The 21415-nt window shown below is 73.8% G+C and carries 20 protein-coding genes and 1 pseudogene; 10 read left to right on the plus strand and 11 right to left on the minus strand.

What is annotated here, in order from left to right; genetic code table 11:
- From G6553_RS20680 to G6553_RS10190, 3 genes are all read left to right on the plus strand, one after another.
- The coding region (locus G6553_RS20680; RefSeq protein WP_207619605.1) for a hypothetical protein at positions 1-219 on the plus strand (219 nt) is incomplete at its 5' end.
- 44 nt (positions 220-263) lie between these two features.
- Positions 264-803 carry a DUF6318 family protein gene (locus G6553_RS10185; RefSeq protein ID WP_166191806.1) on the plus strand — a complete coding sequence of 180 codons (540 nt, stop codon included), beginning with the start codon at positions 264-266 and terminating at the stop codon, positions 801-803.
- 191 nt (positions 804-994) lie between these two features.
- Positions 995-1549, plus strand: a complete 555-nt coding sequence (locus G6553_RS10190) for a hypothetical protein (protein WP_242680259.1) — start codon at positions 995-997, stop codon at positions 1547-1549.
- A 21-nt stretch (positions 1550-1570) separates the two neighbouring features.
- Here the strand turns inward: G6553_RS10190 and G6553_RS10195 are convergent, their stop codons facing one another.
- A complete protein-coding gene (locus G6553_RS10195) occupies positions 1571-1915 on the minus strand; it encodes an HIT domain-containing protein (protein WP_166191812.1) in 345 nt (114 codons plus the stop codon).
- A gap of 71 nt (positions 1916-1986) precedes the next feature.
- Here G6553_RS10195 and G6553_RS10200 point away from each other — a divergent pair, with 71 nt between their 5' ends.
- Positions 1987-2913, plus strand: coding sequence for a Gmad2 immunoglobulin-like domain-containing protein (locus G6553_RS10200; RefSeq protein WP_166191815.1), 927 nt, complete (start codon positions 1987-1989; stop codon positions 2911-2913).
- Between the two features lie 4 nt (positions 2914-2917).
- On the opposite strand, the gene G6553_RS10205 is transcribed toward G6553_RS10200, so the two are convergent.
- The 3 genes from G6553_RS10205 to hrcA form a co-directional block, all read right to left on the minus strand.
- The gene (locus G6553_RS10205; RefSeq protein WP_166191818.1) at positions 2918-3658 is read right to left on the minus strand and encodes a 16S rRNA (uracil(1498)-N(3))-methyltransferase; all 741 of its coding nucleotides are present in this window, start codon (positions 3656-3658) and stop codon (positions 2918-2920) included.
- A gap of 14 nt (positions 3659-3672) precedes the next feature.
- A complete protein-coding gene (dnaJ, locus tag G6553_RS10210; protein WP_166191821.1) occupies positions 3673-4848 on the minus strand; it encodes a molecular chaperone DnaJ in 1176 nt (391 codons plus the stop codon).
- A 62-nt stretch (positions 4849-4910) separates the two neighbouring features.
- Positions 4911-5945: a heat-inducible transcriptional repressor HrcA gene (gene hrcA, locus G6553_RS10215; RefSeq protein ID WP_166191967.1), complete on the minus strand. Its 1035-nt coding sequence runs from the start codon at positions 5943-5945 to the stop codon at positions 4911-4913.
- A 177-nt stretch (positions 5946-6122) separates the two neighbouring features.
- Between hrcA and G6553_RS21145 the strand changes: the two genes are divergently transcribed.
- Genes G6553_RS21145 through G6553_RS22140 form a run of 5 tightly spaced genes read left to right on the plus strand, consistent with a single transcriptional unit; the run spans position 6123 to position 9387 of the window.
- A complete protein-coding gene (locus G6553_RS21145; RefSeq protein ID WP_166191824.1) occupies positions 6123-6857 on the plus strand; it encodes a hypothetical protein in 735 nt (244 codons plus the stop codon).
- Positions 6858-6882: 25 nt separating this feature from the next.
- On the plus strand, positions 6883-7731 hold the full coding sequence (locus G6553_RS10225) for an MBL fold metallo-hydrolase (RefSeq protein ID WP_166191827.1): 849 nt from the start codon (positions 6883-6885) through the stop codon (positions 7729-7731).
- Between the two features lie 18 nt (positions 7732-7749).
- The gene (locus G6553_RS10230; RefSeq protein ID WP_166191830.1) at positions 7750-7983 is read left to right on the plus strand and encodes a hypothetical protein; all 234 of its coding nucleotides are present in this window, start codon (positions 7750-7752) and stop codon (positions 7981-7983) included.
- A gap of 52 nt (positions 7984-8035) precedes the next feature.
- Entirely contained in the window at positions 8036-8887 is an 852-nt protein-coding gene (locus G6553_RS10235) for a DUF3097 domain-containing protein (protein ID WP_166191833.1), read from the plus strand.
- Positions 8884-9387 carry a DUF4870 domain-containing protein gene (locus G6553_RS22140; RefSeq protein ID WP_166191836.1) on the plus strand — a complete coding sequence of 168 codons (504 nt, stop codon included), beginning with the start codon at positions 8884-8886 and terminating at the stop codon, positions 9385-9387. The genes G6553_RS10235 and G6553_RS22140 overlap by 4 nt, the downstream gene beginning before the upstream one ends.
- A gap of 31 nt (positions 9388-9418) precedes the next feature.
- Here G6553_RS22140 and hemW read toward each other — a convergent pair whose 3' ends face one another.
- The 7 genes from hemW to G6553_RS10275 form a co-directional block, all read right to left on the minus strand.
- Positions 9419-10639 (minus strand): radical SAM family heme chaperone HemW, encoded by a 1221-nt coding sequence (gene hemW, locus G6553_RS10245; RefSeq protein WP_166191838.1) that lies wholly within the window; start codon positions 10637-10639, stop codon positions 9419-9421.
- A gap of 58 nt (positions 10640-10697) precedes the next feature.
- Positions 10698-14114 carry an error-prone DNA polymerase gene (locus tag G6553_RS10250; protein WP_166191841.1) on the minus strand — a complete coding sequence of 1139 codons (3417 nt, stop codon included), beginning with the start codon at positions 14112-14114 and terminating at the stop codon, positions 10698-10700.
- A 27-nt stretch (positions 14115-14141) separates the two neighbouring features.
- Positions 14142-15674 (minus strand): DNA polymerase Y family protein, encoded by a 1533-nt coding sequence (locus G6553_RS10255; RefSeq protein WP_166191844.1) that lies wholly within the window; start codon positions 15672-15674, stop codon positions 14142-14144.
- Positions 15674-16372, minus strand: coding sequence for a hypothetical protein (locus tag G6553_RS10260; protein ID WP_347565626.1), 699 nt, complete (start codon positions 16370-16372; stop codon positions 15674-15676). The genes G6553_RS10255 and G6553_RS10260 overlap by 1 nt, the downstream gene beginning before the upstream one ends.
- An 82-nt stretch (positions 16373-16454) precedes the next feature.
- Entirely contained in the window at positions 16455-18278 is a 1824-nt protein-coding gene (locus tag G6553_RS10265; protein ID WP_166191847.1) for an AMP-dependent synthetase/ligase, read from the minus strand.
- A 197-nt stretch (positions 18279-18475) separates the two neighbouring features.
- Positions 18476-19123 (minus strand): MOSC domain-containing protein, encoded by a 648-nt coding sequence (locus tag G6553_RS10270; RefSeq protein ID WP_166191850.1) that lies wholly within the window; start codon positions 19121-19123, stop codon positions 18476-18478.
- Between the two features lie 63 nt (positions 19124-19186).
- Positions 19187-20008, minus strand: coding sequence for an aminoglycoside phosphotransferase family protein (locus G6553_RS10275; protein WP_166191853.1), 822 nt, complete (start codon positions 20006-20008; stop codon positions 19187-19189).
- Positions 20009-20095: 87 nt separating this feature from the next.
- Here G6553_RS10275 and G6553_RS21150 point away from each other — a divergent pair.
- A pseudogene (locus G6553_RS21150) lies at positions 20096-21400 on the plus strand (exopolysaccharide biosynthesis polyprenyl glycosylphosphotransferase); the annotation flags it as partial.
- Positions 21401-21415 lie beyond the last annotated feature (15 nt).

The following is a 21415-nucleotide window of genomic DNA, read 5'->3' on the forward strand; positions in this document are numbered from 1 at the left end:
GTCGGGGCTGGGTCGGGCGCGTCAACGATCGTTCAATTGCGCGGTTTCAGCGCCTTCCCGGCCGTCCGAACCGCTACAGCCGCGCAATTGCTCGATTGTCGACGGGTGCTTGGGACTGTTGAGGCCGCCGTGACGCGGGTCGTCTCCTGCGGCTTCCCGCTGTCCACAGGATGGCGCGAGGCGGTGTTCCCAGGCGCGGGACGTGGTTATCGTCCGTGACGGCGCCTCGGTCTGGGCGCTGCTGTCTCGGGAAGGACCACACCATGCCGCTGCGGAACCTCAGTGCCCTGGCGATCGTCGCCACCCTCGCGCTCTCCGCATGCTCCTCCGACAACCCCGAGCCCAAGGTCGCGCCGGAGCCGACGGCGTCGACCTCGTCCGCGGTCGCCTCGCCCTCGGCGTCCGCGAGCGCGGCCAATGACGACATGCCGGACGACGAGGTCGCGTTCATCGAGTCGTTCTATGCAGCACTCACCGAGGCGATCTCCACCGGTGATCCGGCCGGATTCATGGTCCTAGCCGACGAGTCCTGTGTGAACTGCAAGACCCTGGCGAGGAATCTCCGCTCCGCGTACAAGAACGGCGGCCGCATCGTCGACGGAGACTGGACGGTGCTTTCGGCCGAGCCTGACCCGGGCAAGGACGACGACGTATGGGAGGTCAGGGTCCGCACCGCCCGGGAGCGGTGGCTGGATGCATCCGGCCAGACGGTCAAGACCGTCGCTCCGAGCATCCAAACCGTCGCCATGGCGCTTCAGCAGGACGCTGGCGGGTGGCAAGTCAGAGAACTGAAACTGCGATGAAGGGACTGCGCACGGGGCTCATCTCAGCCAGCGCGCTTCTCCTGTCGGTATCAGCGAGCACCACGGCCATTGCCGACGACCCTTCGGGCCCAGTCGAGGTCGGGACCACTACCGGCGGCTTGTGGACCAATATCGAGACGACGACTCCGTCGGCGCAGACCAACGGTTCAAGTTCGGACACAGCCCAGACGGTGAGCCTCGGCGCCCAGGTCGACGTCGGCACGGCCCTCGCGGAGGGGTTCTGCGCAGGGACGAACTGGAACGTCGAGTGCGTCCCAGAGGTCGAGCAGCCAAGCGCGCCGCAGCTCACGCCCGGCATGGTGGCTGCCGCGTTCCGCCGCCTCCCGCTCCCAGCGGCACAGCTTCAGGTCCAACCACCCAACGGCCGCACGCTGGTCAACTTCGCGACGAACTTCTACACCGACCGCGGCGACCTCACCCGCAGCGTCACCCTCCTCGGCCGGCGAGTCGACCTCCGCATCACCGCGACCGGCTACACCTGGCACTTCGGCGACGGCACGACGACCACGACGACCGAGCCCGGTGCGCCGTACCCGGACCTCGACGTCACCCACGACTACCGCAGGGCCGGACGGGTGGCGCCCAGCGTCGACACCACCTACAGCGCCGAGTTCAGCGTCGACGGCGGACCCTGGCGCCCCGTCTCAGGCACCGTCACCATCCCGGGACCATCCACCGCACTCCGCGTCCTCACCGCCACCCCGACCCTCGTCGGCTACCGGTGAGGGCTGCCGTCGACGGACGGATCAGCCCGGGGGCCAGGTCATCGACCGCCCAGCGAGCACGTGCAGGTGCGCGTGGAAGACCGTCTGGCCGACGCCCGCACCGGTGTTGAAGACCAGGCGGTAGTCCTCGTGGCCCTCGGCCGTGGCGATCGCGGCAGCGGCCGTCACCAGCTCGGCGGACGCGGCCGGGTCGCCGGCGGCAAGCGCGGCGGCGTTCTCGTAGTGGTCGCGCGGCACGACCAGCACGTGGGTGGGCGCCTGCGGGTTGATGTCCCGGAAGGCGACGGTCCGCTCGGTGACGTGCACGACCTCGGCCGGCACCTCCTCGGCGACGATCTTGCAGAACAAGCAGTCCGGATCGCTCATGCACGCAACCTAGCGCCGTCCCGCGCGCGTCCCACCAGCATCGACGGCCCACAACCGGGAGGATGGGCACCATGGACGCTCGCCTGCGGATCTCCGCCCTGCTGACCGCCTCCACCCTCGCGCTGACGCTGGCCGGGTGCGGCGAGGACGACACCTCGGCCGAGGACCCGACGCCGGCCGGCAGCACGAGCTCACCGACCGCCGGCAGCACCTCCAGCGACGAGCCGACCCCGGCCGACCCGTCCGCGAGCGGCACTCCGGGCGGCGGCGAGGGCGGCGAGGGTGGCGAGACGACGGTGCCGGTCTACTTCGCCTGCGAGACGCCGCAGGGCGTGCGGCTCTACCGCGAGTTCCGCCGCGTGGACGGGGACCCCTTCACCGCCGCCGCCGAGCTGCTGACCACGGGCGACGCGCTCGACCCCGACTACCGGTCACTGTGGCCCGAGGGCACCTTCGCCTCCGTCGAGGCGCAGGACGACGCGATCGTCGCGACCCTGGCCGACCAGGCCTGGACCGAGCGCGGTGACCTGTCCGCGAACGGCGCCCGCCTGGCCGCCCAGCAGCTCGTCTACACCCTCCAGGGCGTCGCGCAGGAGCGGCTGCCCGTGCGCGTGGTCGACCGCAGCGGTACGCCGGCGCCGCTGTTCGGCCTCGAGGGCGACCTCGCCGCGGCGGCACCGCTCGAGGTGCTTGCCCTGGTCAGCGTGAGCGGCCCCGAGGAGGGCGCGACCGTGGCCGACTCGTTCACGGCCGCGGGCGTGGCGTCGTCGTTCGAGGCGACCGTGCCGTGGGAGGTGCGCGACGGCGCGGGGAAGGTGGTGCTCGACGGGTTCGCGACCGCCGAGGGCTGGATGGACAAGCTCTACCCCTGGGCGAGCGAGGTCGACGTGTCCGGGCTGGAGCCCGGCACCTACACGTTCGTGGCCATGACCGACGACCCGTCCGGCGGCGAGGGCTTCGGCCCGACCGAGGACAGCAAGACCATCACGGTCGAGTAAGCACTCAGCCCCAGCGCTCGGTCCGCGCGAGGAGCGCGGAGACGGCGGCGACGCCGGCGGTCGAGGTGCGCAGCACCTCGGCGCCCAACCGCACCGAGGAGGCACCGGCCGCGGTGAACGCCGCGACCTCCTCCTCGGTCAGCCCGCCCTCGGGGCCGACGACGACCACGACCGGGCCGTCCGCAGGCACGTCCAAGCAGGCGAGCGGCACCGACGCCTCCTCGTGCAGGACCACGCCCAGCGGGGCGGACGACAGCAGCGCCACGACGTCGGCGGTCGAGGCGAGCTCGTCGACCTCGGGGAACCACGAGCGGCGCGCCTGCTTGGCCGCCTCGCGCGCGGTCGCGCGCCACTTGGCCAGCGACTTCGCGGCCCGCTCGCCCTTCCAGACGGCGACCGACCGCGACGCGGCCCACGGCACGACCCGCGCGACGCCGACCTCGGTCAGCACCTCGACGGCCAGCTCCCCGCGGTCGCCCTTGGGCAGCGCCTGGACGACGACGAACGCCGGCGACGGCGCAGCCACGCGGCGTACGTCGGCGGCGACCGCAGTGAAAACGCGCTTCCCGGTCGAGGCCACCTCGGCCGTGACCGAGGTGCCGGCCCCGTCGGTGAGGACGACGCTCTCCCCCACCCGCAGCCGGCGGACGGCGACGGCGTGGTGCGCCTCGTCGCCCTCGACGGTCACGGAGGACCCGGCGGCGACCCCCTCGAGCGTGGGGACGAGGTGGACCGGCAGCGACATCGCGGAAGCGCCTGTCAGTGGCCGTCGAAGGCGTCGCGCAGCCGGCCGAAGAACGACTTCGAGCCCGGCTTGACCTGGCCCGAGGGCGTCTCCTCGCCGCGGATCGCGGCGAGCTCGCGCAGCAGCTCCTCCTGGCGGGCGTCGAGCCGCTGCGGCGTCTCGACGGCCACGCTGACGACCAGGTCACCGCGGCCCCCGCGCAGGCCGGGCACGCCGCGGCCGCGGAGCACCTGCTCGGTGCCGGACTGGGTGCCGGCAGGGATCTCCAGGCTGAACTCGGTCTCGACGCCGGAGTCCGCGCCCTGCTCGACGTCCGCCTCGAGCGTCGGCAGCGTCAGCGACGTGCCGAGCGCGGCGGCGGTCATCGGCACGGTGACCGTGCAGTGCAGGTCGTTGCCGTGGCGGGTGAAGACGCGGTGCGGGGCGACCTGGATCTCGACGTACAGGTCACCGGCGGGGCCACCGCCCGGCCCGACCTCGCCCTGCTCGGCGAGCTGGACGCGGGTGCCGGTGTCGACGCCGGCCGGGATCTTGACCGTGAGCGTGCGGCGCGAGCGCACGCGGCCGTCGCCGGAGCACTCGCGGCACGGCTCGGGGATGATCGTGCCGAACCCCCGGCAGGCCGCGCAGGGGCGCAGCGTGCGGATCTCGCCGAGGAACGAGCGCTGCACGTGGGCGACCTCGCCCTGGCCGCGGCAGGTCTCGCACGGCACCGGGTGGCTGCCGGGCGCGGCGCCGTCGCCGTGGCAGGTCGTGCACAGCACGGCCGTGTCCACCTTGAGCTCACGGGTGACGCCGAAGGCGGCCTCCGCGAGGTCGACGTCGAGCCGGATCAGCGCGTCCTGGCCACGGCGCACGCGCGGGCGCGGACCGCGACCACCGCCGGCGCCGCCGCCCGCGTGTCCGCCGAAGAACGCGTCCATGATGTCGGTGAACGAGAAGCCGGCGCCCTGGCCGAAGCCGGCGGCCCCGCCGCCGAACGGGTCGCCGCCACGGTCGTACGCCGACCGCTTCTGCGGGTCCGAGAGCACCTCGTAGGCGCGGGAGATCTCCTTGAACTTGTCCTGCGCCTCGGGCTCGGGGTTGACGTCGGGGTGGTACTGCCGCGCGAGCCGCCGGTAGGCCTTCTTGATCGCGGTGTCGTCCGCGTCGCGGTCGACTCCGAGCAGGTCGTAGAGGTCCTGGCTCACCTGTGTTCCTTACGAGATCGGGAGGTGGTTCGGGTGGAGGGGTACGGCGTGACGAGGGCCGGTCAGCCCTCGTCGAGGATGCGGGAGACGTAGCGGGCGACGGCGCGCACGGCGGACATCGTCCCGGGGTAGTCCATGCGCGTGGGCCCGACGATGCCCAGCGTGGCGAGCGCCTCGTCGCGCGGGCCGTACCCGGTGGCGACGACGCTGGTGGAGGCGAGCTCCTCGTAGGGGCCCTCGGCCCCGATGCGCACCGTGACCGTGCCGCCGACGGTCGCCTCGCCGAGCAGCTTGAGCAGCACCACGTGCTCCTCGAGCGCCTCGAGCAGCGGGCGGACGGCGGAGTCGAAGGAGTCGCCGTAGCGCGCGAGGTTCGCCGCGCCGCCGACCGCGATCCGCTGGTCGGAGCGGTGGTCCTCCATCGCGTCGGCGAGGGTCTCGACCACGGCGCGGGTCACCCCGTCGTCGCGGTCGGGCCCGGGGCCCGGGACCTCCGGCACCGCCTCGCGCAGCCGGCGTACGGCATCGGCGATGATCTGGCCGGTCGCGGCCTGGAGCACCTGGGACCGCAGGTCGGCGAGGGCGTCCTCGGACACCTCCGCCGGCAGCTCGACGAGGCGCTGCTCGACCCGGCCGGTGCTGAGGATCAGCACCGCGAGCAGCCGGGACGGGGTGAGCGCGACGAGCTCGACGTGGCGGACCGTGGAGCGCGAGAGCGTGGGGTACTGCACGACCGCGACCTGGCGGGTCAGCTGCGAGAGCAGGCGGACCGAGCGGGTGACGACGTCATCGAGGTCGACGGCCCCGTCCAGGAACGAGGAGATCGCGCGCTTCTCGGCGGCGGTCATCGGCTTGACGGTGCTGAGCCGGTCGACGAAGAGCCGGTAGCCCTTGTCGGTGGGCACCCGGCCGGCGCTGGTGTGCGGCTGAGTGATGTAGCCCTCGTCCTCGAGGACGGCCATGTCGTTGCGGACCGTGGCGGGCGAGACGCCGAGGCCGTGCCGCTCGACGAGCGCCTTGGAGCCGACCGGCTCCTCGGTCGCCACGTAGTCCTCGACGATGGCCCGCAGCACGGCGAGCCTGCGGTCCTCCTGCACGTCGCCTCCCACCATCTGGCACTCGTCACTACTGAGTGCCAACTGTAGCGCGACCCGGGCCGCCGGCCCGATCTCGGCGAGCGAGACGTCCCGTCGACCGGGCATCGCCGATCGACGTAGGTTAGGCTCACCTAACCGCGAGACCGACTGCCTGACGAGCGCACCGAGGAGCCCCGCATGACCGTCGTCCCGAGCAGCACCACCCGCCACGACCCGCACCGGTCGGCGGCCGCGGCGCGCGCGGTGCTCTCCTGCCCGGCCGACGTGCAGATGGCGGTCGACGGAGCGCCGGGCGTGCTCGACGGCCCGGACGCCGAAGGCACCGTCATGCAGGACTGCGGCGGCGAGCCGACCTTCTCCACCCCGCTCTCCAGCGACCTCGCGGTCGCGGCGGCGGAGGGCCGCGGCGCCGTGCTCACCCTCGCCAGCGGGCTCGGCCGACCCGGCTCGCCCGACCGCGAGGTCACCGTGAGCATCGCCGGGCGGCTCGTCGTGCGCGGTCGCGAGAGCTGCGTCTGCTGCGGCGACCCCCGCGACGTCGTGGCGCTCGAGCCGGAGCGCGTGGTGCTGGGCCGCGTCGGCGGGTCCGCGACCGAGCAGGTGCCGGTCGACCTGGCGCGCTTCCGGGCGTCGGAGCACCAGCTCAACCGCGGCTACCTCCAGCGCTCGGTCGAGCACGCCAACGACCACCACCAGGACGAGCTGCGGCGCGCGGTCTCGACCACGACCGGCACGCCGCTTGCCCAGGTCGTCGGCGTCGCGCTGGCCGACCTCCGCGTCGACGGCGTCGAGGTGCAGTGGGTCGGGACCCACGGCGCGGACCGCACCGTCCTGCGCTTCCCCCGGGCGGCCCGCACGACCGCCGAGCTCGGCGACATGCTGCGCCGCCAGCTCCACCACGGCATGTGCTGACGAGTCCGGGCCTAGGCTCGGCCGGGTGACGTTCACCGAGATCGCCGACCGGGTCTGGGTGACCCGCCTCCCCTGGTACGACGTGACCACCACCGTCGTGGGCGGCGACCGGGGGCTCGTGGTGGTCGACACCCACGCCTCGGCGGTCGCGGGACGCGCGCTCGCCGACGACGTACGCGACCTCGGCGCCGGCGAGGTCGTCGCCGTCGTCAACACCCACTGGCACCTCGACCACACCCTCGGCAACGGCGCCTTCCGCGAGGGCTGGCCCGAGGTGCCGATCCACGCGCACGAGGAGGCGGCGGCCGAGCTGGAGCGGACGGCCGAGACCGCCCGGCAGGAGTACGCCGGGGAGCCGGCCGACCCGCACCACGACGAGGTCCTCGCCACCCCGGTCGTGGTGCCCGACCACACCTTCTCCTCGGCCCGCGTGCTGGACCTCGGCGACCGCGCCCTCGAGCTGGTCCACCCCGGGCGGGCGCACACCGCGGGCGACCTGGTCCTGCGGGTGCCCGACGCCGACGTGCTGGTCGCCGGCGACCTGGTCGAGTCCTCGGCGCCGCCGTCGTTCGGCGACGACTCCTGGCCGATGGACTGGCCCCTCAGCCTCGACATCGTGCTCGGGCTGACGACGTCCGCGTCGATCGTGGTGCCGGGCCACGGCCCTGTCGTCGACCGGGACTTCGTCGAGGAGCAGCGCAACCAGATCGGCGTGGTCGCCGAGACCGCGCGCGACCTCGCCTCCCGAGGCGTGCCCCTGGCCGACGCGCTGGCCGCCGCGGAGTGGCCGTGGCCGCGGGAGCACCTGCGCACCGCGGTCGAGCGGGCCTACGCCCAGCTGCCCCGCAGCCAGCGCCGCTTGCCGCTCATCTGAGCCGGGTACGGGCCTGCCATGAGCGAAGCGACCCCTGAGGACGCCGGCCAGGACGCGACCGGCATCGGCGACGACCAGCTGCCCGAGGACCTCCGACCCGGCGACGAGAACCCGCTCGCCGAGGGCCTGGAGCCCGGCGAGACCGCCGGCGACCTGCTCGAGGAGGGCAAGCACACCGACCAGGAGCAGGACGCCCAGGAGCAGGACGGCGAGCGGGCGCCGGACGGGTCGAGCACGTCACAGGACGGCTGACCCCGGCGCGCCGTGCGCCGGACCGTCGGCGCCCGCGCCTAGCGTCGGAGGCGTGACCGACCGCTACGGCTCCGACGTCCTCTCCACCGACTGGCGTGCACCCAAGCGCGGCCGGGCCGTCGAGGCGCCCGCCGAGCTCGGCGCGGTCGTCGAGGAGGTCACGACCGACTGGGTCGGCGAGATCGTCGCCGTCGACCGCGACCTGCACACCGTCACCCTCGAGGACCGGCGCGACCGCCGGCGCACGTTCCCGCTCGGCGCCGGCTTCCTGCTGGAGGGCAAGCCGGTCATCCTCACCGCGCCGGTCCGGCAGACGGCGCCGGCCAAGCCGACCCGCACCGCGTCCGGCTCGGTCGCCGTCCACGACGCGAAGGCGCGGGTGGCGCGCGCGAGCCGGATCTTCGTGGAGGGCCGGCACGACGCGGAGCTCGTCGAGAAGGTCTGGGGCGACGACCTGCGGATCGAGGGCGTGGTCGTGGAGTACCTCGACGGCATCGACGACCTCTCCGAGCACCTGCGCGACTTCCGCCCCGGCCCGAACCGCCGCGTCGGCGTCCTCGTCGACCACCTCGTCAGGGGCTCGAAGGAGAGCCGGATCGCCGACGCGGTGCGCCGCTCGCCAGTCGGCCAGCACGTGCTCATCGTCGGCCACCCGTTCATCGACGTCTGGGCCGCGGTGAAGCCGGCCCGGCTCGGCCTGCAGCGGTGGCCGGACGTCCCGCGGCACCTCGAGTGGAAGAAGGGCGTGTGCCAGCAGCTCGGCTGGCCGCACCGCGACCAGGCCGACATCGCGCGGGCGTGGAAGCACATCCTCGGGAAGGTCCAGTCCTTCGGTGACCTGGAACCGGCACTTCTCGGTAGGGTCGAGGAACTGATCGACTTCGTCACCGAGGAGCAGCCGTGAGCGATCCCTACGGTCCGCCGCCGTCCGGACCCCAGGACCCGTACGGCCAGCAGCCGTCGGGCCAACAGCCCTACGGCCAGCAGCCGTACGGGCAGCAGCCCTACGGCTACGGGCAGCAGCCGCCCGGCCAGCCACCGTTCCAGCCCTACCAGGGCGGCGGACCGGCCAACCCCGACGAGCGCACCTGGGGCGGCGCCGCGCACTGGTCGGCGCTCATCGGCGCGTTCGTCGCGCTGGCGTTCCTCGGACCGCTGCTGGTGATGCTCATCAAGGGCAACCAGTCCGGCTACGTCCGGGCGCAGGCGGTCGAGTCGCTGAACTTCCAGCTCTCGATCCTCATCTACGGCATCGTCGCGTTCGTGCTCGCCTTCGTGCTCATCGGCTTCCTGCTGCTGCCGATCGTGGGCCTGATCTGGCTCGTCTTCACGATCGTCGGCTCGGTCAAGGCCGGCAACGGCGAGCTCTACCGCTACCCCCTGACCATCCGGATGGTCAGCTGAGGCTCAGCCCCAGCAGCTCGGACCAGCGGATTCAAGCCAGCAGGTCGCGCACGACGGCGTCGGCGAGCAGCCGGCCGGCGCGGGTGAGCACCAGCCGGTCCGCGCGCTCCACCAGCAGTCCCCGGTCGACCAGGCCGGGGACTGCTGCGTTCCCGGCCTCGTCGAGCACGGTGCGGTCCAGCCCGTCGGCGAGCCGCAGCTCGAGCAGCACCCGCTCGACGCGCTGGTCCTCGGTGGTGAGGACCTCGCGGGCGTGCGCCGGGCTGCGGCCGGCGGCGAGCCGGTCGGCGTACGCCGCGGGATGCTTGACGTTCCACCAACGGGTGCCGCCGACGTGGGAGTGCGCGCCCGGGCCGACGCCCCACCAGTCCGCGCCGGTCCAGTAGAGCTCGTTGTGCCGGCAGCGCGCGGCGCGGTCGCGGCTCCAGTTGGACACCTCGTACCACCCCAGCCCGGCGGCGGTCATCCGCTCGTCGGCCAGGAGGTACTTGTCGGCCAGGTCGTCGTCGTCGGGCATCGGCACCTCGCCGCGGCGGACCTGCCGGGCCAGGGCGGTGCCCTCCTCGACGATGAGCGCGTACGCCGAGACGTGGTCGGGGGCGGCCGCCAGCGCGGCGTCGAGCGAGGTCGCCCAATCGTCCAGCGACTCCCCCGGCGTGCCGTAGATGAGGTCGAGGCTGACCTGGTCGAAGCCGGCCGCGCGGGCCCACTCGACGACCGCCGGCACCCGCAGCGGGTCGTGGGTGCGGTCGAGCACGCGCAGCACGTGTGGCACCGCGGACTGCATGCCGACCGAGACCCGCGTGAAGCCGGCGGCGCGCAGGCCGTCGAGGTAGCCCAGGTCCACGCTGTCGGGGTTGGCCTCGGTGGTGACCTCGGCCCCGGCGACCAGGCCGAACTCCTCGTCGATCGCGGCGAGCACCGACCCGAGGTCCTCGGGGCCCAGCAGGGTCGGGGTGCCGCCGCCGAGGAAGACGGTCTCCACCGGCAGGTCCTGGTCGCCGAGCACGCGCCGCGCGCGGCGTACCTCCTCGACCGCGGAGGCGGCGTAGGAGGTGCGGGACACCGTGTGCCCGTCGCGGCTCAGCTCCTCGGCGGTGTAGGTGTTGAAGTCGCAGTAACCGCAGCGGACCGTGCAGAACGGCACGTGCACGTAGAAGCCGAACGGCCGCTCCCCCAGGCGCGCGAGCGACTCCTCGGGGAGGCTGCCGTCCTCGGGCACCGGGTCGCCGGCGGGGAGGACGGAAGGCACTGCCTCATCCTCCCACCGCGGACCGGGTCGGGCACGTTCGGCGGCGCCGTGGCCCCGCTCACCGGAAGTCGCGGGAGCGGTGCTTCTCGCGCAGCGCCCGGCCGGCCTCGGGGTGGAGCTCCTCGAGGGAGGAGATCTTGTCGGCCACCAGGTTGGTGACGCCGTCCTCGCGCTCGAGCATCCCGCGGATGACGACCGCCGAGGAGCCGGCGGCCGCCTTGCGGTGCCGGCGCCAGACGCCGACGGTGCAGATGACGTTGAGCATGCCGGTCTCGTCCTCGAGGTTGAGGAAGGTGACCCCACCGGCGGTGCCGGGGCGCTGGCGGTGGGTGACCAGGCCGGCGACGCTGATCCGCCGGTTCGCCTCGGTCGTGGCGAGGTCAGCGACCGACCGGACACCGGCCCGGCGCAGCTGCTCGCGCAGGTGGCCGAAGGGGTGGCTGTCGGTCGTCACCCCGGTGGCCCACAGGTCGGCCATCGTCGTCTCGACGGCGTCCATGTCCGGCAGCATCGGCGCGCCCCCGGAGACCCGGACGCCCTCGAGCTGGTCCTCCCGCTCGGTCCAGCCCGCGTTCCACAGCGCCTGGCGACGGGTCAGCCCGCTGCTGTCGAAGACCCCGGCGGTCGCCAGCGCCTCGAGCTGGCGGGCGTCGAGACCGGCGCGCCGGGACAGGTCGACCTGGTCGGCGAACGGCCGCTCGGCCCGGGCGGCGACGATCCGCTCGGCCACGTCCGGCCCGATGCCGCGGACGGAGTCCAGCCCCAGCCGGACGGCGTACGCCGCGTCCCGGCGGTGCTGCGGGGTGGGATCGGGGGTGCCCTGGACGAAGAACGTCTTGCCCGGGTGGTCGAGCAGGCAGGAGTCCATCCCCGAGACCCGGGCGTCGGGGGCCAGCGGCTCGAGGTCGGCCTGCGCGCCGGAGCGGTGGAGGTCCGGCTTGAGCACCGAGACGCCGTGCCGGCGGGCGTCGCCGACCAGCGACTGCGCGGAGTAGAAGCCCATCGGCTGGGCGCGCAGCAGCCCGGCGAGGAACGCGCCGGGGTAGTGCAGCTTGAACCACGAGCTGGCGTAGACGAGCTTGGCGAAGGACAGCGCATGGCTCTCGGCGAACCCGAAGTTCGCGAAGGACAGGATCTTGACGTAGATCGCGTCGGCGTCGTCGCCGAGGATCCCGCGGCGCGCCATGCCGGCGTACAGCTTGTGCTTGATGCTCTCGATCCGCTCGATGCCGCGCTTGGAGCCCATCGCCCGGCGCAGCAGGTCGGCCTCGTCGGGGGTGCAGTCGCCGATGGTCTTGGCCATGTCCATCAGCTGCTCCTGGAACAGCGGCACGCCCAGCGTGCGCTCGAGCACCGGGACGAGCTCGGGGTGGGGGTAGTCGACCGGGTCGCGGCCGGTGGCGCGGCGGACGTAGGGGTGGACCGCGCCGCCCTGGATCGGGCCGGGGCGGATCAGGGCGATCTCGATGGCCAGGTCGTAGAAGCAGCGCGGCTGGAGCCGCGGGAGGGTGCCGATCTGGGCGCGGCTCTCGACCTGGAAGACGCCGATCGAGTCGGCCCGGCAGAGCATGTCGTAGACCGCCGGCTCCTCCTTGGGGATCGTCGCCAGCTCCCAGCGGTCGCCGAGGTGCTCCCCGACGATGCGGATCATGTGGTCCAGCGCGGAGAGCATCCCGAGGCCGAGCAGGTCGAACTTGACCAGGCCCATGAACTCGCAGCCGTCCTTGTCCCACTGCAGGACCGTGCGCCCCTCCATCCGGGCGTGCTCGATCGGGCAGACCTCGCCGATGGGCCGCTCGGTGAGCACCATCCCGCCGGAGTGGATGCCGAGGTGGCGCGGCGTGGAGAGCAGCTGGTTGGCTAGCGCGACGACCTGCTCGGGCACCTCGGTGTCGCCGGTGTCCCCGTCGGGCTCGACCTTGGTCCAGCTCGAGATCGACTTCGACCAGGCGTCCTGCTGCCCCGGGGAGAAGCCGAGCGCCTTCGCCGCGTCGCGGACCGCCATCTTGGGCCGGTAGCTGATGACGTTGGCGACCTGCGCGGCGTTGTGGCGGCCGTAGCGCTCATAGACCCACTGGATGACCTCCTCGCGGCGGTCGGAGTCGAAGTCCACGTCGATGTCGGGCTCCTCGTCGCGGTGCTCGGAGATGAACCGCTCGAAGGGCAGCCGGTAGAAGACCGGGTCGATCGCCGTGATGCCCAGCGCGTGGCAGACCACCGAGCTGGCCGCCGAGCCGCGGCCCTGGCACAGGATCCCGCGGGAGCGGGCGAAGGCGACGATGTCGTGGACGATGACGAAGTAGCCCGCGAAGTCCTTGCGCTCGATGACCTCGAGCTCGTGGAGGATCTTGGCCCGCGCCTCGGCCTCGAGGTCGGTGCCGTAGTAGCGCTGCTCGAAGCCGCGCCAGGTCAGCACCTTCAGCCAGCTGATCGGGGTGTGCCCCTCGGGGATGCCGTCCTTCGGAAGCCGCGGGGTCGCCTTCTGCAGGTCGAAGACGACCTGGTCGGCCAGCTCGACCGAGCGGCGCACGGCGCCGGGGTAGCGGGCGAACCGGCGCGCCATCTCCTCCCCCGACCGCAGGCAGGCCGCGCCGCTCGCCGGCAGCCAGCCGTCCATCTCCGCGAGGCTCCGCCGGGCGCGGATCGCCGCCATTGCCGCGGCCAGCCGGTGGTCGCCGGGCCGGGCGTGGTGGACGTTGTTGGTCGCGACCGCCGGCAGCCCCTGCTCGGCGGCCAGCGCGAAGAGCAGGTCGTTGTCGCCGGAGTCGCTCGGGTAGCCGTGGTCGACCAGCTCCACGGCCACCGAGTCGCGCCCGAACAGCTCGACCAGCCGGCCCAGCTCCCGCGCCGCCCCGGCGGGCCCGTCGGCCTGCAGCGCCGAGCGGACCGCGCCCTTGCGGCAGCCGGTCAGCACCAGCCAGTGGCCCTCCCCGCGCTCGGCCAGCTCGGCGAGGTCGTAGACCGGACGGCCCTTCTCCTGCCCGCGCAGGTGCGCGTCGGTGATCGCCGCGGCCAGCCGGTGGTAGCCCTCGACCCCGCGGGCCAGCACCAGCAGGTGGGTGCCCTCGGGGTCGGCGACGCCCTGCTGGGAGCGGCCGAGGTCGAGGGAGAGCTCCGAGCCGTACGCCGTGCGCAGGCCCGAGCGCCCCGACGGCGCGGCGTTGACCTGGGCGGTCTCGGCGAACAGCGGCGCCCCGTGGAAGCCGTCGTGGTCGGTGATCGCCAGGCTGTCCAGTCCCAGCCGGATCGCCTCGAGCACCAGCTGGTCCGGGGAGCTCGCACCGTCGAGGAAGCTGTAGCTGGAGTGGCAGTGCAGCTCGGCGTAGGGGACCACCGGGCCGTCCGGCGCGGCGACGTCGGTCTGCTTGGGCCGCCGCTTGCGCCGGGAGATCGGCGCCTCCGAGGACAGGTCGGGGCGCCCGGAGAGCCGCCGCTCGAGCTCGGCCCACGGCATGGTGGGGTTGTTCCAGCCCATCAGGCGCCCTGCTCGGTCATGGCCAGCTCAGTCATAGCCGGCCTCGGTCCACCACACCGACTCCGCGGCGGCCTGGTCGTAGGTCATCAGCCAGGCGCGGCCGTCGACGCCGACCACCTGGAAGCGCGCCACCCGCCGCGGCGTGCCCTCCCACCACAGCTCCTCGACCGGCCACGGGCCTGCCCAGGCCGCGACCGGCTGCCACGGCTCGTCGGCGCTGGGGCGGAACCGCGCCGGCTCCCCGCGCACCGCGCCGCGCTCGTCGACCACGACCGGCCGCCCGCCGGGCTCGACCAGCGCCGCCGGCCACGGGTCGGCCAGCACCCGGGCCGGCGCCGGCGGCGGGATGCTCCCCGGCCACGGCAGCCCGGTCGGTCGCAGCCCGGTCGGCCGCTCGCCCCACGGCACCATCGCCTGCCGGTCCGCCGGCGCCCGCCCGCCCTGGAGCACCGGCACCAGGACGGCCTCGTGGCCGAGCATCCCCTGCACCCGCGCGATCCCGCGCTGGACCCGCTCGTCGGTGCCGCCCCACAGCCCGTCGGCGTGCACGGAGTCCGGCACGACCGTCTCCGGGACGAAGCGCACCCGCTCGACCGGCGCCCGCACCTCGCCGGACCGGAGGCTGCCCTGCAGCTGCCAGTGCAACCGGTCGACGACGTCGGCCGCGCCGAACCAGCGTGGGTGCAGCCACCGTCGCGAGGAGGCCACGACCCCGTCGGCCTCGGCCTGCACGAGCAGCTCGGTGCAGACGAGGTTCTGCCGGGCCAGCCGCTCGACGAAGGCGTCGGCGGTGCGCCGGGCGCTGAAGCAGATGGTCTCCGCGGAGTCCAGCGGCGGCTCGAAGTCGACGTGGACCTCCAGGTCCGGCGGCGGCGTGCGCTCGGCCAGCAGCCGCTCGCCCTGCCCCGAGACCACCCGGTGCACCCAGGCCACCTGCCGGCCGAACCGCGCGAGCACGTCGCCGGCGCCCAGGTCGGCGAGCTGGCCCAGCGACCGCAGCCCGAGCCGCTTGAGCAGCCCGACCGTCTCGGGGTCCTCGAGCACCTCGACCGGCAGGTCGCGCAGGAACGGCACCGACTCCCCCGCCGGCACCACCACGCTGTCCTGCGGCTCCGCGCGGCGAGCGGCCTGCTCGGCGGTGAACAGCTCGTCGGCGATCCCCACCCGGCAGTCCCACACGCCGTGCTGCACCAGCCGCTCGGCCACGACGGCCGCGGCCTCGGCCTCCCCGCCGTAGAACCGGCCGGGCGAGCGCAGCGCCACCAGGCCCGGCCGCAGCGGCGCGATCCCCGGCCGCAGCTGCTCGAGCACCGCCAGGACGTCCTCGAAGGCGCGCGCGTCCCGGTCGGGGTTGGCGGCGAGGACGGCGATCTCCGGGCAGCGCGCCTGGGCGTCGCGCCGCCGCATGCCACGGCGTACGCCGAAGTCGCGGGCGGGACCGTTGACCGCCTGCACGACGTTGGCCGAGAACACCGCGGCCGGCTGCTTCGGCGGGAGGGTCTCCTCGGCCAGGGCGGCGACCACCGGCCAGTCCGGGCACCACACGACGAGCGCGCGCATCAGCTCGCCGCGACCACGGCGGGATGCACGTCGGGAGCGGGGGCGGGCACGGGGCGCAGGTGGGTCTCGGCCGGCGCGCCGGGGAACCACAGCGTCGTACGCCGCGGGGGCGCCGAGCCGCGGCGCGCCTCGACGACCACCTGGCGGCTGCGCAGGTGGCCGTGGCCGAGGCCGACCCCGGTCCATCGGGGCTCGGCGGTGGTGAGCCGGACCTCGCAGCGCGGCCAGGCGCCGAGCGCGACCAGCACGCCGCCGCGCTTGCGCAGCCGGGCGCCGAGCTTCTCCGCGACGTGCTCCCCCACCCGCGGCGGCGGGTGCAGCACGACCAGCGCGGTGACGTCGACGAGCGCGGCGGTGACCTCGAGCCACTGCTCGCCGGGCTCGGGGACCAGCACGGTGCGGGTCAGGTCGACGCCGGCCGCCGCGGCGGCCTCGGCGCCGAAGTCGGGCACGCCGACGACCGCGCACCACTCACCGGCCTGCGACGGGCCGGCCATGAGGGCCAGCGCGAGGGAGGTGCTGTCGACCTCGTAGCTGCCGCCGGTGCGCAGCTGCACCACCCCACCGAGCGCCGGGTGCGTCGGCAACGGGCGCCGCGGGACCCCGTCGGTCATCCGCTGCATGCGCTCGCGCAGGCGCTCGATCTCGGCTGCTGCCGAGGTCCCCGCCAAGGACGCTGCAGAGGAAGAGGTGGCCACGCCCCAGTATCGAACACGCGTTCGAACGCGTCAACCGGGGGTGGCCACCTCTGGTGGTCCTGGGCTCAGGACCAAGCGTGCCTCAGGAGGCGTAGAGCGCGTCGATCCGGGCCTTGTTGTTGTCCTCGACGACGTTGCGCTTGACCTTCATCGAGGGGGTCAGCTCGCCCGACTCGATGGTGAGGTCGTGGTCGAGGATCTCCCACTTCTTGATGGTCTCCCAGCGGTTCAGGCGACCGTTGAGCTCCTCGACGTACCCGGCCATCATCTCCTTGACCTGCGGGGAAGAGACGACCTCGGTGTAGGACTTCCCGCTCATGCCGTTCTCCTCGGCCCAGGTCGCCATCGCGTCCGGGTCGAGGGTGATCAGCGCGACGCAGTAGTTGCGCTCGCTGCCGAAGACCATGAACTGGCTGGTGTAGGGGCACAGCGCCTTGAACTTCGACTCGATGGCCGAGGGGGCGATGTACTTGCCACCGGAGGTCTTGAACAGGTCCTTGATCCGGCCGGTGATGGTGAGGAAACCGTCGGCGTCGAGCGAGCCCTTGTCACCAGTGCGCAGCCAGCCGTCCTCGGTGAACGCCTTGGCGGTCTCCTCGGGGAGGTTGTGGTAGCCCTCCATGACGTGCGGGCCCTTGATCTGGACCTCGTCGCCCTCGCCGATGCGCACCTGGGCGCCCGGCAGCGCGGGGCCGACGGTGCCCATCTTGTAGTCCTCGGGGTGGTTGACCGTGGCGCCGGCGGCGTTCTCGGTCATGCCGTAGCCCTCGAGGATGAGGATGCCGGCGGCGTTGAACCACTCGGCGATCTCCTGGTTCAGCGCCGCCGAGCCGGAGATGAAGAAGCGGACCCGACCACCGAAGCGGTCGCGGACCTTGCTGAAGACCAGCTTGTCGAACAGGCCGTGCTGCAGCTTCAGCCCGAGCGGGATGCTCTTGCCGTCGCGCTTGAGCCGGTCGACCTGGATGCCGACCTCGAAGGCCTTCTTGAACAGCTTCTCCTTCGCGCCGCCCTCGGCGGCCTGCATCGTGACGATCCGGCCGTGGGCCTTCTCGAAGATGCGCGGCGCGGCGCCCATGAACGTCGGCTTCACGACGCCGAGGTTCTCCACGATCTTGTCGATCCGGCCGTCGATCGCGGTGGCGAAGCCGCACGCGAGCTGGCTGGAGAGCAGCACCTTGCCGAAGGAGTGGGCCATCGGCAGCCACAGGAACTGCAGGTCGTCCTCGTGGAGGATGTCCTGGGCCTGGATCGCCGCGCCCTCGTAGACCCACGAGCTGTGCTTGAGCCGCACGCCCTTGGGCTTGCCGGTGGTGCCGGAGGTGTAGATCAGGGTCGCGAGCTGGTCCGGGGGGATCGCCCGCGCGGTCTGCTCGACGATGTCGGGCTGGTCGGCCAGGAGCTTCTCGCCGAGCTCGGCGAGGTGGTCCATGGTGATGACCCAGTCGCCGTCGGCGGTGCCGTCGAAGGTCACGACCTTCATCAGGTGCGGCAGCTCGTTCTTGTGCGCCTTGATCTTGGCCAGCTGCTCGTCGTCCTCGGCGAAGACGACCCGGCACTCGGCGTCACCGAGGATGTACGCCACGTCGGGGGCGTTGGTGGTCGGGTAGACGGTGGTCGTCGCGCCACCCGCGCACATCACGGCGAGGTCGGCGAGGATCCACTCGTAGCGGGTGCCGGCGGCGATGCCCACGCGCTGCTCGGACTCCAGGCCCAGCGCCAGGAGGCCGGCGGCCAGGCGACGTACGCGGTCCCCGGCCTGCGCCCAGGTGACGGACTCCCACGCCTCTCCGCGTGGGAAGCGGTAGGCCTCGGCGCCGGACGACTGGGCGACGCGGTCGAGGAACTGCACGGCGACGTTCGCGGGCAGGCGGTCGACGAAGCTGGTGTCGTGGTTGACAGGCATGGCTCTCCTGGGTGACGGCAGGGAGGGTAGGCCGAAACGGCCCGCTCCTCCCGTCGCGGACTGATGGTCCGTAACCTACGTCACTTGCGACTCGTCGGTAACCGGTTCAGACCGCTTTTGGGCAGCTGCCGGCAAAGAGTCCTCTCGCACCGGCCGGTCCAGCCCGGGTCAGCCCGGTCAGTCCCGGTCGGCCCGGGTCAGCGGAGGGACGCGACGTACTGCTCGGCCTTGCGGCGGGCCTTGGCCGCCAGCCCGTCGACCTCCAGCAGCTGCGGCAGCAGCGCCGGCTCGGTGTGCAGCGCGCGGAACATCGTCCCGATCGTCACCCCGTGCCCCGGACGGTGGACGACGCGCACCTCGTCACCGGCCTCGAGCGTGCCCGGGGCGAGCACGCGGAGGTAGGCGCCCGGCGCGCCGTCGAGGGTGAACCGCTTCACCCAGGCGCGGTTGTCGAAGCCGCACCGGCCCATCCAGGTCTTGAAGTCGTTGCAGGGGGTGCGGACGTAGGCGACCTCGAGCAGCACCGAGCCCACCTCCCAGCGCTCCCCCACCTCGGCCTCGGTCACCTCGACGCCGCGGGTGGTGAGGTTCTCCGCGAACTGGCCGTCGCGGACCTCCTGGCCCAGGTCGACCGCCCACCGGTCGAGGTCCTCGCGGGCGTAGGCGTAGACCGCCTGGTCGGGGCCGCCGTGGTGCCGGGTGTCGGACACCTCGTCGCCGGCGAGGCCGAGCCGGCCCACCTCGACCGGACCCGTGACGGGCGCCTTGTCGATGCTGGTGCGGCCGATGCCGGCCCAGGCTGCCTCGCGGGGCGTGCCGACGTTGACGGAGACGAGCTGGGACACGCGGCGATTCTGTCCCGGGAGGGGCGTCCGCACCGCATCTTCGCGGCGATCCGGTCGCCGACGTCAGTCCTGGACCGCCTTGGTCACCGCGACGCAGCGGGTCACGAGCTCCTGGTCGCCGAGCGCCGCGAGCGCGCGGTGGACGGTGCGGACGACGACCCAGTCCCGGGCGCGGTCCTCGTCGAGCAGCGCAGCGTCGATCGCCGCGTGGAACCGGCGCCGCAGCGACCCGCGCACGTCACCGGCGACGTCGTCCCACTGGTGCCACAGCAGCGGCGCGACCTCGCTGTGCGGGTCGCCGGCGAGCGGCTTGGGCGACACGGCGCGCCACTCGTCCGGTGCCTCCGGCCCCGCGGCGACCAGGTGGGCGGGGTGGAGGTCGGCGTGCAGCAGGCGCTCCTCCCCCGGGTCGGCGACCAGGTCCCGTCCGAGGGCGACGGCCTGCTCGACCAGCCGGCGCGGCAGCGGCGCGTCCCGCGGGAGGGCGGCGAGCGCGGCGCTCCGCTCGGCGACGTACGCCGCCAGCCGGGGCACCTGCGGCGGCGGGTCGACGTGGAGGCCTACGAGCTGCGCGCCGACCAGCTCGGCGGCCGCGACGTCCCACAGCCCGGCGCGCGGGTCGGCGGCGTCCGGTCCGGCCAGCCGCTCGAGCAGCAGGGCGCGGCGGTGCGGGTCGGCCCGCAGGAGCCGGACCGCACCGTGGCCGCCCCACCGCTGCAGCGCCAGCGCCTCGTGCTCGGTGCGCTCCTCGACCACGCCGACCTTCAGCACCGCCGGGCCCCGCTCGCCGACGACCGGCAGCACGGTCGCCCGGCGGGCCGGCAGGGGTGGCCCGTCCGGGGTGAGCTCCCAGGCGTCCAGGAGCTCCTCGACGCGGCCGGCCACGGCTCCATCCTGCCCCGCGCAGGGTTGCGCGGCGGAGGGTTGACCGGTCGCCCGACGGGGTAGACGCTCGCCCGGGGGGTTCGTCGCATGCGCTTGACCGACCGGTTCGTGGACCGGCTGCCGTGGGTGCGCAGCCAGCGACCCCTCCTCGTGCTCCTCGACGTGCTGGCGGTCGTGGTGGCCGCGGCGCCGGTGCTCGGCACGGTGGACATCAACGCCGTGCCGGTCGCCGCGGCCGCGGCCGCGGTGTTCCTGACCTGCCACAGCGCCGACCTCTACCGCCCGCGGCTGGTGCTCTCCGCGCTCGAGGACCTGCCCCGGCTGCTGCTCGCCGCGGGGCTCGGCACGCTCGCGCTGGTGGCCGCGGCGCCCCGGATCGGCGTGACCGGCGACCCGACCTGGCCGGTGGTGCCGGCGTTCGCCGCGAGCCTGGCGCTGCTGCTCGTCGCGCTGCGCGCGGCGGCGTACGCCACGACCCACGCGCTGCGCCGAGGTGGTCGCGCCGGGCACCCGGTCATCATCGTCGGCGGTGAGCCCGTCGGGTCCGCGCTGGCGGCGACGCTGCTCGACCAGCCGCACCTGGGCCTGCGTCCGGTGGGCATCGTCGAGCGCGGCGCGAGCGCCCGGCGGCTGCCGGTGCCGCTGCTCGGCGGCATCGACCGGCTCGAGCGGGCGATGACGGACCTCAGCGTGCACGACGTGGTCTTCGCGTTCCCGGAGCCGCCGGACGCCGAGACCGTCGCGGTCGTGCGCCGGTGCGTCGAGCGCGACCACCAGGTCTTCGTCGTGCCCCGGTTCCACGAGCTGATGGGTGCCACCGGCACCCGGGGCACCGAGGTCGTCCAGGGCGTCACGCTGATGCGGCTGCGGCGCTGGGGCCACCGCCCGCTCGCCCGCTGGGGCAAGCGGGCGCTGGACGTGTGCCTCGCCTCGGTCGGCCTGGTGCTCGCCGCGCCGGTCATCGCGGCCTGCGCACTGGCGTCGCGGATCGAGACCGGGCCGGGGGTGGTCTTCAGGCAGACGCGCGTGGGCGTCGGCGGCCGGCCGTTCACGCTCTACAAGCTGCGCTCGCTCAAGCCCGACGACGAGGCCGAGAGCGCCACCCGGTGGAGCATCGACGGCGACGAGCGCGTCGGCCCGGTCGGCCGGTTCCTGCGGCGCACGAGCCTGGACGAACTGCCCCAGCTGGTCAACGTGCTCAAGGGCGACATGAGCCTGGTCGGCCCGCGGCCCGAGCGGCCCTACTTCGTCGACACGTTCAGCCGCGCGGAGAGCCGGTACGCCGACCGCCACCGCGTCCCGACCGGGCTGACGGGGCTGGCGCAGGTCCACCGCCTGCGGGGCGACACCTCGATCTCCGAGCGCACCCGCGTCGACAACTTCTACATCGAGAACTGGTCGCTGTGG

Origin of the sequence: Nocardioides sp. IC4_145 (assembly GCF_011250565.1) — a bacterium.
GTDB lineage: Bacteria > Actinomycetota > Actinomycetes > Propionibacteriales > Nocardioidaceae > Nocardioides.